Origin of the sequence: Ruminococcus sp. AM31-15AC, from assembly GCF_003462045.1 — a bacterium.
GTDB lineage: Bacteria > Bacillota > Clostridia > Oscillospirales > Ruminococcaceae > Hominimerdicola > Hominimerdicola aceti.
Genome location: NZ_QTYG01000055.1, coordinates 1 through 14,937 on the forward strand (window position 1 = coordinate 1; position 14,937 = coordinate 14,937).

General features: G+C 43.8%; 13 protein-coding genes and 2 pseudogenes. 14 read left to right on the top strand and 1 reads right to left on the bottom strand.

Annotated elements, in window-relative coordinates; genetic code table 11:
- The 14 genes and pseudogenes from DW793_RS12115 to DW793_RS12180 form a co-directional block, all read left to right on the top strand.
- Positions 1–213, top strand: a pseudogene (locus DW793_RS12115) (IS3 family transposase); the annotation flags it as partial.
- A gap of 57 nt (positions 214–270) precedes the next feature.
- The gene (locus tag DW793_RS12120) at positions 271–4,329 is read left to right on the top strand and encodes a SpaA isopeptide-forming pilin-related protein (protein ID WP_181988366.1); all 4,059 of its coding nucleotides are present in this window, start codon (positions 271–273) and stop codon (positions 4,327–4,329) included.
- Positions 4,326–4,652 carry a DUF3852 domain-containing protein gene (locus DW793_RS12125; protein ID WP_117898182.1) on the top strand — a complete coding sequence of 109 codons (327 nt, stop codon included), beginning with the start codon at positions 4,326–4,328 and terminating at the stop codon, positions 4,650–4,652. Before DW793_RS12120 ends, DW793_RS12125 begins: the two co-directional genes overlap by 4 nt.
- Before the next feature lie 16 nt (positions 4,653–4,668).
- The gene (locus tag DW793_RS12130) at positions 4,669–5,376 is read left to right on the top strand and encodes a hypothetical protein (protein WP_118158285.1); all 708 of its coding nucleotides are present in this window, start codon (positions 4,669–4,671) and stop codon (positions 5,374–5,376) included.
- An 86-nt stretch (positions 5,377–5,462) separates the two neighbouring features.
- Positions 5,463–6,794: a DUF3991 and toprim domain-containing protein gene (locus DW793_RS12135; RefSeq protein WP_252969877.1), complete on the top strand. Its 1,332-nt coding sequence runs from the start codon at positions 5,463–5,465 to the stop codon at positions 6,792–6,794.
- 116 nt (positions 6,795–6,910) lie between these two features.
- Positions 6,911–8,689, top strand: coding sequence for a VirD4-like conjugal transfer protein, CD1115 family (locus tag DW793_RS12140; protein ID WP_118158292.1), 1,779 nt, complete (start codon positions 6,911–6,913; stop codon positions 8,687–8,689).
- Positions 8,686–8,976 (top strand): helix-turn-helix domain-containing protein, encoded by a 291-nt coding sequence (locus DW793_RS12145; protein WP_117928470.1) that lies wholly within the window; start codon positions 8,686–8,688, stop codon positions 8,974–8,976. Before DW793_RS12140 ends, DW793_RS12145 begins: the two co-directional genes overlap by 4 nt.
- Positions 8,977–9,081: 105 nt before the next feature.
- Positions 9,082–9,894, top strand: a complete 813-nt coding sequence (locus tag DW793_RS12150; RefSeq protein ID WP_252969878.1) for a conjugal transfer protein TrbL family protein — start codon at positions 9,082–9,084, stop codon at positions 9,892–9,894.
- Between the two features lie 16 nt (positions 9,895–9,910).
- Positions 9,911–10,180, top strand: a complete 270-nt coding sequence (locus DW793_RS12155) for a hypothetical protein (protein WP_118158287.1) — start codon at positions 9,911–9,913, stop codon at positions 10,178–10,180.
- 6 nt (positions 10,181–10,186) lie between these two features.
- Positions 10,187–10,780, top strand: coding sequence for a hypothetical protein (locus DW793_RS12160; RefSeq protein WP_118158288.1), 594 nt, complete (start codon positions 10,187–10,189; stop codon positions 10,778–10,780).
- A gap of 1 nt (position 10,781) precedes the next feature.
- On the top strand, positions 10,782–12,605 hold the full coding sequence (locus DW793_RS12165; RefSeq protein WP_181988368.1) for a VirB4 family type IV secretion system protein: 1,824 nt from the start codon (positions 10,782–10,784) through the stop codon (positions 12,603–12,605).
- A complete protein-coding gene (locus DW793_RS12170) occupies positions 12,605–13,609 on the top strand; it encodes a hypothetical protein (protein WP_118158290.1) in 1,005 nt (334 codons plus the stop codon). Before DW793_RS12165 ends, DW793_RS12170 begins: the two co-directional genes overlap by 1 nt.
- Before the next feature lie 17 nt (positions 13,610–13,626).
- Complete coding sequence (locus DW793_RS12175; RefSeq protein ID WP_118158291.1) at positions 13,627–13,866, top strand: DUF6103 family protein; 240 nt, start codon at positions 13,627–13,629, stop codon at positions 13,864–13,866.
- Between the two features lie 306 nt (positions 13,867–14,172).
- Positions 14,173–14,649 carry a hypothetical protein gene (locus tag DW793_RS12180; protein ID WP_051706247.1) on the top strand — a complete coding sequence of 159 codons (477 nt, stop codon included), beginning with the start codon at positions 14,173–14,175 and terminating at the stop codon, positions 14,647–14,649.
- A gap of 90 nt (positions 14,650–14,739) precedes the next feature.
- On the opposite strand, the pseudogene DW793_RS14780 reads toward DW793_RS12180, so the two are convergent.
- Positions 14,740–14,937: pseudogene (locus tag DW793_RS14780) on the bottom strand (IS3 family transposase); the annotation flags it as partial.

Sequence of the window (14,937 nt, forward strand, 5' to 3'; positions counted from 1 at the left end):
CGCTGTGAAAGTATGTGGGCAAGAATGAAAGAAGAGCTGTTCTACAGCCGTGAGGACAAGCCGGAGAACTACACTATGAAAGAGTTGAAGACCATGATCTGGAGATATTTTATGAGTTACTGGGCCAACAGAAGAATCTGCACCGCCAACGGTGGTCTGCCTCCGGCAGCCCGAAGAAAGCTCTACTATGATCATATCTTTCTCGTTGCATAATTCTTGTTCGAATAAAATGTGTCAAGTGATATTGACAAAACCAGAGAAATGTACTTTATGTTTAAAACAAAATCAAAAATATTGAGAAAGCTTGGCGCAGGGTTCATGGCAGGACTCTGTGCTTTTTCTATGCTCGGTTCATCTGTGAGCGGAGTTATTACAGCAAATGCAGCAGGCAACTCGACTCAAAACTCTGCGTTTCCGTCGGCAGATATGGTGATCGCAAAGGCGGCAACGCTTCTCGGTTCTCCGTATACTTTCGGAAATAAGGGATATTGGTACGCATACAATCAGGGTCAGTATACTCCGCTGTCGGTACAGACGATAAACAATCTCGGTATCGACTGTTCGGGACTTGTGTACTATACGCTGACGCAGCTTGGATACAAGACTTCGGGATTTTCTTGGAACAACCCCGTTCCCGTTGATACCGATCACTGGCTGTCGGTAAACGACAACTGCACAATCACTTATGACGGTGTGACTTCAAAAGTCGATGTTGAAAAGCAGAATATTAAGACAACAGACCGTCCTTATTGGGAGTGTTCCGACGGTTCGACGATTACTCCCGGTTCTGTAGTGGTGGCTCAGAATCCATATGGCGAAGATCATGCGTGGATTTACATGGGTGAATTTGATTCAAAAAACGATGTTGTTTCATATCTGAAATCTATCGGTGTATCCGAAAGCCTCATAAATTCCAAAACAGTCGGCGACGGAAAAGGCGCAGGCGGCAGGCATTGGAGAATAGAGTCCAACGGTTCGGAGGGTGTTGTGATCAACAACAAGACCGACGGTAAAACTGCAACTGCTATGAATATGTCGGCGTTCAGGATCACAAAGACCGACGTGACTTTTGAGATAGATAAGTATAATACAAATGGTGATCTTGTGGGAAAATCAAGCGTTGACAATTCTACAGCGGTATATGGAATCTACAGCGATAAATCCTGCAAAAACAAGGTTGCTGAAATCAAAATCGGCAGCAATGGAAAAGGCTCTGTAAAGCTGCCAAACAAGACTTATTACGCAAAGGAAATCAAGGCTCCTACGGGTTACGCACTGGACAAAACCGTGTACAAAATCAAGGCGGGCGTGAACAAGGTTAAGGAGGATTTCCAGACGGGAAAAATCAAAATCAATAAGTCAGCAGAGGATGGCATAATCAGCGGCAGAAAGTTTAAAATCACCTATTCATACAATGGAAAATCTCTTTCTGAAACTGCAAAAACAAATGCAAAAGGCATTGCGACCTTTGACGACCTGAAAGTTTATGATATGTCCACAGGCAAGGCTATCACTTACACTGTTTCCGAAATCAACGTAGATACGAGATATGAAGCTCCCAAGGCGAAGAATGTCAAGCTTACCGACGGCGACGTTGACCTGACCATAAATGTGAAATTCAACAACGAACTTAAAACAGGTTCTATTAAGATCAACAAGCAGTCTGAGGATAATCATAACGGCGGCAGAGAATTTACTGTCACAGGTAACGGCAAGACTTACAGCATAAAAACAGGTTCTGACGGTGTTGCAATTCTTTCCGATATCCCCGTATACGACAGTAACAATCAGAAAATTGTTTACACGATTTCTGAAAAAAACGTACCAGTGAAATATGTTATTCCTGCCGAGCAGACAGTGACTTTAACGGCTGATGAAACTACCTCTGTAACGTTTGAAAATGTGCTTAAAAAATTCACTTTGGAAGTTACAAAAAAGGATTCTGAAAATGGCTCTGCACAGGGGAATGCAAGCCTTGCGGGAGCGGTTTACGGCGTGTTTAAAGACAGTGTTTTGAAAGACGAATACACAACCGATGAAAACGGATATTTCAAGTCCAAGGAATATGTCTGCGGGAATTACACGGTTCAGGAGATTTCTCCCTCAGAGGGATATCTGCTTGATGAAACTGTGTACCCGGTTGGTGCAGAAGCTGAGAATTATTCTATTGAGCATAACCCCATTTCCATGACAGTGACCGAGGATATTATCAAGGGCAATATTTCAATCATCAAGCATTCCGATGACGGAACAACGCAGATCGAAACTCCCGAAGTCGGTGCGGAATTTGAGGTTTATCTCAAGTCATCAGGCTCTTATGAAGCCGCAAAAGACAGCGAAAAAGACTACCTCGTATGCGATGAAAACGGCTATGCTGCGACAAAAATGCTCCCCTACGGAATCTATGTCGTTCATCAGACCAAGGGCTGGGAAAGCACCGAATATATGGAGGATTTTGAGGTTGTAATCAGCGAAAACGAAAAAGAATATTTCTATTTGCTCAATGACGCAGTGAAAAAATCCTTTGTTAAAATCGTGAAAAAGGACGCTGAAACAGGCAATGTAATTCCCGTTTCGGGCATCGGCTTCAAGGTTTGGGACTGTGCAAATTCCGAATATATTTCTCAAAAAATTTACTATCCGTCAGAAATGATTCTCGACACATTTTACACCGATGAAAGCGGCTCGCTGATGCTGCCGCAGGAGCTTGCTTACGGCGATTACGAGCTTCACGAAGTGCAGTCGGCGGAGGGTTATGTGCTTGACAAAAATCCTGTTCCATTTACAATTGACGGTTCAGTGGAAACCGTAGTTGTGGAGAAAACAAATACCGCACAGAAGGGCAGAATTTCTGTTCAGAAAACAGGTGATATTTTTACAACGGTCGCTACAGCATCATCTGCTTACACGGACGAAAACTGCGAAACTATTGTAAATCCGACAACTTACACTCCCGTTTTTGCAAGCGGAAATCTGTCCGGTGCAGTATTTCAGATTATCGCAGTAGAAGATATTGTGACGCTTGACGGCACGATCAGAGCAAATGCCGGCGATGTTGTAGCTGAGATCACGACCGATGAAAACAGATATGCAGAAACAGACCTTTTGTATCTTGGCAAGTATGAAGTCAGAGAAATTACTGCCCCTGACGGCTATGCTCTTAACGCAGAATCTCAGTTTGTTGAACTGACCTATGCAGGACAGGAAATTGCTGTTCGTGATACCGTAAATACGTCATTTGTCAACGATTATCAGGGTGTAGAAATTTCACTTTCTAAGGTCATGGAAAAGGACGAGTTATTTAACATCGGTAACTCCGATGAATATACCCGAGTTCGTTTCGGACTGTTCGCAGCCGAGAATATTACCGCCGCTGACGGCTCGGTAATTCCTGCTGACGGACTGATTTCTGAAATAAGTCTTGCTGAAAATATGTCCGCAAAGTTTGATACTGCTCTGCCTTTCGGCAAGTATTACGTTCAGGAAATTGCAACCGATGAGCATTATGTTCTGAACGGTAAAAAGTACCTTGTAAACTTCGAGTATATGGGACAGGAAGTAACTACTGTTACTGTTGATTGCGGCGAGTTTAAGAATGCTTTAAAACGTGGAAAAATCAGCGGTAAAAAGGTTGATGAAAACGAGAAATCTCTTGAAAATGCTTTGTTCGGACTGTTTGCTGTTGATACTGCTGAGTTTACTGCTGACAACGCATATATGACCGCTGTTTCCGATGAAAACGGACACTTTGAATTTGACAAGATCCCATACGGCGAGTATATCGTCAGGGAAATCGAAGCTCCCACAGGATATATTCTCAGCGATGAAAGCTACCCTGTGACAATTTCTGAGGACGGCGAAGTCATAGAAATTAAAGCTGTGAATAAATCTACAAAAGTCAGAATTTCCAAGCAGGATATTACTACAGGTGAGGAGCTCCCCGGCGCAACGCTTCAGATTATTGACGAGGACGGAAATGTTGCCACGGAATGGGTATCAACAGACGAGGCTCACTTTATCGAGGGCAAGCTGATTGCAGGCAAGGAGTACACGCTCCGTGAAACGATCGCTCCCGACGGTTATGAGATTGCAAGCGAGATAAAGTTTACTGTGAATACTGACGGAAGTGTAACGGAGGTCGTTATGTACGATGAGCATACGCCTGATCTTGAAATTCCTCCTACAGTCACAATAGATACTCCTAATACAGGTGTATCCGCAGACAATAGTGCTGAGCTTTATCTAGTAGCCGCAGCGGTTATTATGGCTTTCGGTATGGTCATATGCAAGAGAAACGATAAGGAACAGAGAAAGGATGATGTGAAATGAGATCTAAAAAGAAACTGATCGCAGCAGCAAGTTCGGTGTGCTTTGCAGCTATGATGTCGCTAACTGCTTATGCTTCAGGCGATGTTGCGGGAGCTGTGCAAAGCACTTGGACCACTGCAAGATCGCAGGTGGTTTCGGTTGTAAACAACGTCGTGTTCCCCGTAATCGACGTGATATTGGCGGTTTTGCTGTTTGTTAAGATAACGCTGGCATACTTGGATTACCGCAAACACGGGCAGTTGGAGTGGACGCCGATTGCTATCATTTTCGGCTGTCTTATCTTTGCTTTGACTGCTCCGTTGTATATCTGGTCGATCGTTTAAAAAGGAGAATTTGTGTATGAAAAAAATATATTCAGCTATGGTTTCAGCGGCAATCGCAATGACAATGACCGCCTGCGGAACGATCAGTCCGCCAATACAGACGGTGGAAACTACAACAATTCCGATAACAGCCGAGTCATTGGATTCGGCTGTCTCTTCGGAGGTCGAAAGTACCGTCAACAATGAACAGGTAAAGTCCGATACCTTTATCGCTGAGTTTTTTGACTCAAATATCAGCTTTGAAGATACAAGCGAATTGGTTACTGAGTCGATGAAAGGCTGTGCCTTTGAGAACGAAACCGATAATTTCAATGGAGTGAATAAGGTTACTTTGAAAGGCAAAAACGGCGGCGGAATAATTAATGTTCTCTGCGTTGATCTGTCACAGTCACAGCTTGATTACGATATGAAATATATCCTCGAAAACTTCGGGGATTACTATTTCGGTCAGACCTCCGCACAGATGAACGGTGTCACTGAGGACGATTTTGTGTCAAATTATCGTATGACAACAAATGTATATTCAAATGGTAAATATCAGCGTTACAGTTCCGTTCAGAAAACCGATGGTATGGCGACGCAGTTTGGGTACACGGAAACCTATGCTGTGCTTTCTGAGAACAAGCTGACAGTAGTATCAGGAGCATATCTTGGTACGGATATGATGGAAAGGCAGAGCTTTTCGCAGCTTATGGGTAAGCTTGCGGAAAATGTCAAGTATTAAAGGCTGGTGTAGTTATGCCATATATCCCATTTACAGACGAACAAAAAGTAATGGCAAACTCCGTAGATTTAGCGGAGTTTTTGCGTATGCGGGGTGAAAAATTAGAACGTGTCGGCAGAGAGCATAAACTCATTTACTACGACGGTTCGGGCAAGCACGACAGCATAACGCTCCGTGGCTCGACTTGGTTCGACCATAAAAATCAAGTGGGCGGCGGAGCAATAAAATTCATGCAGGAATTCTATGATATGGACTTTCAGACGGCTGTTCAGGAACTGTTAGGACAGACGATAACTCCCCTCTCTCACGCTCCTTCAAAAGCTGTTGTGCATGAAGAAAAAACGAAAGAGTTCAAGCTTCCCGAAGCCAATTCAAATATGCACAGAGTGTTCGCATACCTCATAAAACAGCGGTTTATTTCTCCAGATATTATCAGCCATTTTGCAAAACAGCATACACTTTATGAGGACAAACAGCACCACAATGCAGTGTTTGTAGGGCTTGATGAAAACGGAGTTCCAAGACAGGCAAGCAAGCGTTCAACCAATTCTTTCGGGAAAACTTTTCGCATTACCTGCGAGGGTTCAGATACCCGTTACAGCTTTTCCCACTTTGGCAAGTCGGAAAAGCTGTTCGTGTTTGAGGCTCCCATTGATATGATGAGTTTTCTTACACTCTATCCGCAGGAATGGCAGAAAAACAGCTACATTGCAATGAACGGTGTGTTTGAAAATGCCGTTTTAACAGCGTTAAAGAACCATTCTAACCTGTCAGAAGTCATTCTCTGCGTTGATAACGATGAGGGCGGAATCGAGGCTGTTGACAGACTTCGGGATATTTTGAGAGAAAACGGCTATGAAAATGTACGGCGATTTGCTCCCAAATTTAAAGATTGGAATGAAGATTTAAAGGCAAAAAACGGAGCGAAATTTTTGCCTGCTGTTCCTCATAAGCGAAAGGAAGAATATCTGAAAGAAGTTAGCGAACTTGTGTATCTGAAATGCCGTCCTGATAAGCTGACCTCGCAGATCTATGCAACGTTTAAAAACAGACAATACAAATATTTGGCTGAGTATGCTTTGACAGGCTCGGCATTTTTTATTGCCCCAACGGACGAAAATCTGATGTTTGAAAAGTTAAAATTAAAGCTGAAAGATGAGTACAAGCCTTACACCGACAAGGGTAGAAAGGCGCAAAAACAAAAGAATTTGCAGGACTGTGTGCAAGAGGTTTTGCGTGATCTTAAACAGACAGCCCGTACCCGTGAACAGTCGGTAAATACGGCGAAATTGCTGTATCAGCTTGCGGATAGTGCTGTCAGATTGTCGGTTGAGGAAGCTTTAAGTGTACTGATTCAGGAGCAGTGCGAGGATATAGATATCATTTCTGAACCCGAACCTTGCATGGAGTTCGGGTAATGCAATACCCTCCGCCTCACAGCGCAATACCTTGAAGATAACAAACTAACTGTCTTATTAAATACAAAAGAAAGAGTATTTTACAGATTGGAAGTGGAATTTTGAATGAAAAACAGATGATTTTAATAGGCGCACTTGTTGTAGCTTTTATCGCCTTTTTAGTGGTTGTAAATCTGCTTGACAACAAGTCGCTTAACGGAATAAAGGCAAAAAAGGTCGGTGACGGTCAGCATGGAACTGCGAGGTGGGCGACTAAATCGGAGATAAAGCAGACTTTTATCCCTTTGCCATTTGAGCCTGAGAAATGGCGTAAAGGCGTGGCTCTTCCGACTGTTCAAGGAACGGTGGTTGGGTGCAGAGGTTCGGGCAAAAAGACTGTTGCGCTTGTAGACACGGGCGATGTTCATACTCTTATGGTAGGCGCCGCAGGCGTGGGAAAAACAGCCTACTTCTTGTATCCAAATATAGAGCTTGCCTGTGCAAGCGGAATGTCCTTTGTCAGCACAGATACAAAGGGCGACATAGCACGAAATTATGGCACTATCGCAAGCAAGCACTATGGCTACAATGTTTCTGTGCTTGATCTGAGAAATCCGACACGAAGTAATGAGAACAACATTCTGCATCTTGTCAACAAGTATATGGACGAATATCTGGCGGATAAAAGCAATTTATCTGCGAAAGCAAAAGCGGAAAAGTATGCAAAGATAACAGCAAAGACAATTATCAATATCGGCGGAGGTGACAGCTCAAGCTACGGTCAGAACGCATTTTTCTATGACGCAGCGGAAGGACTTCTTGCCTCGGTTATCCTGCTTTTAGCGGAGTTTGGCGACAAAAACGAAAGGCATATTGTCTCAGTTTTTAAGCTGATCCAAGACTTGCTTGCAAAGTATCAGCCTGCGCCGAAAGCAAAGCCTAAGATGTATTTTACAAAGCTTATGGACAAGCTCCCCTCGGAGCATAAAGCAAAATGGCTTGCAGGAGCGGCTCTGAATGCGTCAGATCAGTCAATGCTGTCTGTAATGTCGACTGCACTTTCAAGGCTCAACAGTTTTCTTGATTCTGAACTTGAACAAATGCTGTGCTTTGGAACGGCGATAGACGCAGAAAAGTTTTGCAATGAGAAGTCTGCAATTTTTATTGTTCTTCCCGAAGAAGATACGAGCAAATATTTTATGGTTTCACTTTTGATCCAACAGCTATACCGTGAGATATTAGTCATTGCAGATGAAAACGGCGGAAAGCTTAAAAACAGAGTTATGTTTTACTGCGACGAGTTCGGAACTTTTCCTAAGATAGAGGGTGCTGAAGCAATGTTCTCGGCAGGACGTTCAAGAAAAATATCAATCGTTGCGATAATTCAGTCCTTTGCACAGCTTGAACAGAACTACGGGAAACAGGGTATGGAGATAATCACCGACAACACTCAGCTTACTGTGTTCGGCGGATTTGCACCAAACAGCCAGAGTGCAGAGGTGCTTTCAAAAGCTTTGGGCGAACAGACTGTATTGAGCGGTTCTATATCAAACGGCAGGGACAGATCTCAGTCATTGCAGATGATAGGCAGACCGCTTATGACTGTGGACGAGCTCAAATCTATGCCAAAAGGTCAATTTATCGTAATGAAAACAGGAACACACCCGATGATTTCAAAGCTGAAATTGTTCTTTAAATGGGGGATTAAATTTGAGGAAGAATACTGTCTCCCTGATAAAACAGCAAGGCAGGTTTGTTACAAAAATCGTGATGAATTAATCAGAGATGTGGAGGTTAAATATCCGCAGAAAAAAGCTGTTGCTGCGGAAATTGAAGTGTCTGTCGATGAAGAAGAATTTGATGAATTTCCGATGAGAAAAGCGAAAATAAAACGTGAGGAGGCTGATGCAAATTGATATTACCGAGAAGAATTTACGATTTAGGTCTGAGCCACAAGGCTGTGGCTGTGTACTGTTATCTTGCAAACCGTGCGGATAAAAACGGAGAATGTTTTCCCTCTGTGCGCAGGATAGCAGAAGATTTGAGTATACACAAAAGCACGGTGTATCGTGCATTTACGGAACTTGAAAACCGTGGATTGTTAGAACGGATACCTCGCTATCATATCCAAGGAGGACGCCGCAGCTCGCTGTACAGAGTAAAGGGCGAGATAACAAAGGCAGGAGGTGGTGCGGATGTTTGATTGGATCGGCGACGCCATTGACTGGATAGCGACGGAATATCAAGCCTTTGGGATAACACGGTAGGTTCTGCGGTAGACGCAATTACCGACGAGATATGGAATATTATGTTTGAGTGGCTTTTCAACCTCATTTACGGCGCAGTAGCCGATCTTTTTGAATTTATCAATGCAAGCACAAGCAGTATTTTCGCTCTGTCGTGGGTGCAGTCGTTCATAGCATTGTTCCACAGTCTCGCATGGATGCTGTTTGTCTGCGGACTTATCGTAGCGGTATTTGACACGGCGATAGCCTATGAATCTGGTCAGGCGAATATCAAAAATACCTGTCTGAACGTGTTGAAAGGGTTCATGGCGGCAAGTCTGGTTACTGTTGTTCCGCAAAGACTTTACTCGTTTTGCGTTAATTTGCAGGGTACATTTTCAAGCGATTTGCTTGGAAATTTCATATCGGGAACAACAACGACAGTAGCTGATTCGGGGCTGACCGTGATTATGGCACTGGCGATGGACGTAAGTCTGTTCAGCCTGTTTTTTATCATACTTTTCGGCTATTGTACAGTGAAAGTTGTGTTTTCAAACATCAAGCGTGGCGGCATCATGCTGTGTCAGATTGCTGTGGGAAGTCTGTATCTTTTTGGCATTCCGAGAGGTTACACGGACGGATTTTACAGCTGGTGCAAGCAAGTTATTGCCACCTGTCTTACGGCATTTTTGCAGACAACGATACTCTATCTCGGACTGCTGACCTACACTCAACACGCTCTGCTTGCGGTTGGTATTTGCTTGTCGGCAACGGAAGTTCCGAGGATTGCGCAGATGTATGGATTGGATACGAGCGTCAGGGTCAATATGATGTCTGTCAGCCATACGGTCAGCATGGGAGCTAAGGCTGTTAATATGATTAAGACAAAAGCATAAGGAGTTGATACAAAAAATGAAAACCTACATCTACCCCGAAAACTTAAGGGCTACGGTAAAGCTGTGGTTCTGGAATGTCCGTGATTTTATCATAATCTGCGGCGGAATAATTCTGTCGGTTGTGGTTCTGGTAAACCTGTGGAATGTCCTGCCTTTTGCGGCGACTGCCTGCTTTGCTTTTCTCTCGCTTCGGGTTGACGAAACGGCGATTATGGACTATATTTTTAATGCTGCGAAGTTTTTTCTGACCTCGCAGCAAATTTTTTATTGGACGAAAGGAGCATAAAATTTTATGACAAAAAGGAAAAATAACGGCGTTCAAGGTCTTATCGGCTTTGAACGCTTTACTCGTTTCGGAGTAAAAACCGACAAAGCCGAAATAGCATTTTTCAGCGTAGAACCCACCAATATTTCAGTGCTTTCAGCGGCTAATATTGACGTGAAGATACATCATTTGATGATGCTGTTAAGCACGATACCGGACTTTGAAATTCTTGCTTTGGACTCTTGCGAGTGTTTTGATACAAACAAGATGTACGTCAAAAAGCGTTTGCAGACCGAGCAGAACGAGGCGGTCAGAAAACTGCTGCAGGCGGACTATGATTTTCTTGACGAGATTCAGGTAGAGATGTCCTCGGCAAGACAGTTTATTTTTGCGGTGCGGTTCAGGCGTGAAAAAGACGAGCAGATTTTTAACATCATCAATCGAGTGGATAAGGCTATCTCAGAACACGGATTTGCGGCAAAACGAATGGGCAAGTCTGACATCAAACGTATGCTTGCACTGTACTTCGGGACAAGCATATCGGGTGAGGATATCCCCGATATTGAGGGAGAGAATGAATTTGATCTGGAAAAACAGGAGGTGACTGTTAATGAGAAGTAGAATGCAAAAGAAAAAAGAACTGTCAGAAGAACAGCTTGAGATAGTGGAAGCAAAGGACTTTTTCGACCGCACCATGCCGGGCGTGATCCGCTTTTACACCGACCACTACATCTGCGGAAACTTCTACAAGTCCTGCTGGGCGGTTACGGAATATCCGACTTCAACGGAAGAAACGGCTATCCTTGCTCACCTTGCCGACAGAAACGGGATAACTCTCAGAATTTACAACCGCCTTGTGACAAGTATGGAACAACGAAAAATCGTTCAGCAGGCAATGCGGAAAAATCATATGATGACCACCACAAACGATGTAAACGAGAGCATCAAGGCTCAGGATAATATCAACGATGTTGTAGAACTTTTGAGTGAACTTCGCCGCAATAAAGAACCTCTTCTGCATACGGCTGTGTTTATTGAATTAAAAGCAAGCTCGGAAGATAAATTAAAGGAACTGCAAGCCGATATTTCGATGGAATTAACACGCTCAAAGATATCTGTGGACAGGCTTTTGCTCCGTCAGAAAGAGGGCTTTTTATCGGTTTTGCCGACGGGCAATAATGTGTTCGCAAGCCAGTTTGAACGTGTTCTTCCTGCTTCAAGTGTTGCTAATCTTTATCCTCTAAATTACTCAGGAAAGACCGATGAAAACGGCTTCTATATCGGCAGAGATAAGTATGGCAGCAACGTGCTTGTTGACTTTGACAAGCGTACCGAGGACAAGACAAACAGCAATATACTCATTCTCGGCAACAGCGGTCAAGGAAAGTCGTACCTGATGAAATTACTGCTGTGCAATCAGCGTGAGGCTGGCAAATCTATCCTCTGCCTCGATCCCGAAGCCGAGTACCATGACCTTTGTTCCAACCTCGGCGGAACCTACATTGACATGATGTCAGGTGAGTTTATGATAAATCCCTTAGAACCGAAAGCTTGGTCAGACGGAGAAAAATCCACAGACGATAGTCCGGAAACATTCAGAAAAGTCACAAGATTATCGCAGCATATATCCTACCTCAAGGATTTTTTCAGAGCCTACAAGGACTTCACCGACGCTGAAATTGACACCATAGAGATCATGCTTATGAAGCTGTACGCAAGATTCGGTATTGATGATTTTACCGATTTCAATATGCTGAACAGCGAAGATTATCCAATTATGAGCGACCTCTACGAACTTATTGAAAAGGAATTCATGGCGTTTGATAACGAGAAAAAGCACCTATACACCGAAGAAATGTTACAGAATATCTGTCTCGGACTGCACTCCATGTGTAAGGGTGCGGAATCAAAATATTTCAACGGTCACACCAACATAGGTGACGGAGAGTTTATCTGCTTCGGAGTGAAAGGTCTTATGGACACTAACAAGCGGCTCAAGGATACGCTGTTGTTTAATATCCTGTCGTATATGTCCAATCAACTTTTAGGCAAGGGAAATACAGTTGCGGCTATTGACGAGCTGTATTTGTTTCTTACAAACATGACGGCGATAGAATATATCCGCAACGGCATGAAGCGTGTACGTAAAAGGGAGTCCTCGTTTATTCTGGCAAGTCAGAACATTGAGGACTTTCTGCTGCCTGAAATTAAGGAGTTTACCAAGCCGCTGTTCAGTATTCCGAGCCACCATTTTCTGTTTAACCCCGGCAATATCTCGCCGACTGCTTTTATTGATACTTTGCAGCTTGAAGAATCGGAGTACGGCTTGATAAAGTATCCCGAACGTGGCACTTGTCTTTACAGGTGCGGAAATGAGAGGTATTTGCTACAGGTTATTGCTCCGCAGTATAAGGCGGCGATGTTTGGAAACGGTGGTGGTCGGTAATGTCTGCAACAGTTGCGGCGGTTCTGAAAAAGATAGCCATATATATTCTTGGTGACGAGAAAAAACGAGGAAAGCTGTTTGTGTTGATCGGGAGTATCGCCGCAGGCTTTCTTGGACTGATGTGCCTGCCCGTAGCTGTGCTTTCGAGCATGGGCAGCATGGAAATCGAGCAGCCTGAAATTAACGCTGAAATGTTCAGCGATTCGGCTTTGTTTGAAAGCCTTGACAGCGAACAGCAGGCTCAGATAGAAAATCTGAAGAATCAGGGTCGGGCAATCGAGGACGCCATGAGGGGCGCAGGAGTTCGCTCTCAGACCATAAAAGCGCAGCTGATATATATGTCATACTTCGGTGACGTGCAAAATTTCAATGCGGAATCCTATGCCAACCTGTTTGCTGTTGCTCCGAATGACAGCGATTTGATAACTGCGATAAATTCAACTTACGGCTTGGAGATCGGCTATGACGAATTTATGAGAACCTACACTTGGGTGATGAATTCTACGATCAACGGGTATATGTTCAGCGATGAAAGCACAAAGAACTGCGCCGATCTTGCAGCTTGGGCGGAGAATGCGTATGTGTCCGGCTGGGGATTTAAGCAGGGTGCAATCGGAAATCGTGACGATGTTGACCGTATCAGATATGCAGATAATGCAGGGCTTATGCTTGGTTTTCTGAACTATGATCCCACGGAAAAGGTGTTCAGTTCCGATTACAATACGCTTGTTTTCACCGAGCAAGGCAGTCTTGATACCATGCCTGAGGTCGCAGGTATAGGACTGTTTGACGGAAGTCAGCACGGGATATATGTGGGTGACGGCGAGGTGATTTACTGTTCCGAATCAGTAGGATATGTGACAAAAGACCTTGTTTCAAACGGCGGTTGGGTAAGTTGGTGTACCTATGAGGGCGTGGATTATCCGCAAGAAGTTTTGGATTTGATTGACGGAACGGAGGTTGATTCGGAAAATGACAGCGGTGAAAATTCCGCAGAAAACTAATTTGAATGGAGTGTGATATGATGAAAAAATTGGTTTCGGTATCGGTAAGCGAGGAAAAATTATCGGCAATTGAAATGTATTTAGAGCAGAAAAATACAACGCTTTCGGCTGAGCTTGAAAAGTATGTTGAGCAGATTTACAGCAAAAATGTACCTCAAAACGTCCGTGATTTCATTGACATGATGTCGGCAAAAAAGCCTGCAAGAAAGCCGAAAAGCTCCTCGCCTGCCGAAACGGAAAAGCTGTCTGAGCAGTAACTCGCCGCAGTTCGCACAGTGTCGCATCGTGAGGCAAAGTAAGGCGGTGGGTGGGGTAAGTTTACCATAGGAGGGGTTGAACGGCTTTGTGGGCATTTGTCGCAAAGTTTGAGAATGGTGGGAATCAGGAGATTTCGGGTGGGTTTATGAGGGCAAAGCCAATAGGATTGGCTTAAATATTATATTGCAGGTTAAAGTTTGGTCGCTTGAAGCGACCAAACAGACACATCGTCGAGCAAAGCTCGCCGAATTTGCGGAGTTTTGAAAACTTTGACGTGCAGTCGCATAGAATGGAGGTTTTGCAAATTGCAGTCGGATAAAATTAAAAATACAGAAGAAAAAGCCGAAAAAACAGAGGTTTGCGAGGTCACATCTGAGTATAAAAAGCAAAGATTTGGACTAAAGATTTTTCCCGAAACTTTGGAAATAGTGGACACTCTTTTTAAGCACGATAATTGTAAATCACGCTCGGAATTTATTGAAAAGGCTGTGCGTTTTTATTGCGGGTATCTTTTGAACAAGGAGCATACGGCAACGGAATTTATTGCCCCACAGCTAACGGCAATGGCGGAAGGAATAGTCAAAGGCACGGAACAGAGGTTGTCCCGTGCCTTATTTAAAATTGCAGTTGAACTTGGTGCAGTTACTCATATGCTTGCGGCGGTACATGAGATTGATGATGATACGATGATTAAACTGAGGGCTATGTGTATAGATGAGGTTAAACGCATTAACGGTGTTATTAATTTTGAGAAGGCTGTGAGGTATCAACGGTTAGATTAAATCACATAAAAATGGGGGTGATATGTTATGACTTTATCTCAAATTATTGGTTTTGTCAATATCACTTGACACATTTTATTCGAACAAGAATTATGCAGCGAGAAAGATATGATCATAGTAGAGCTTTCTTCGGGCTGCCGGAGGCAGTCCGCCGTTGGCGGTGCAGATTCTTCTGTTGACCCAGTAACTCATATAATATCTCCAGATCATAGTCTTCAACTCTCTCATAGTGTATTTCTCCGATTTGTCCCCACGGCTGTAGAATAGCTCTTCTTTCATTCTTGCCCA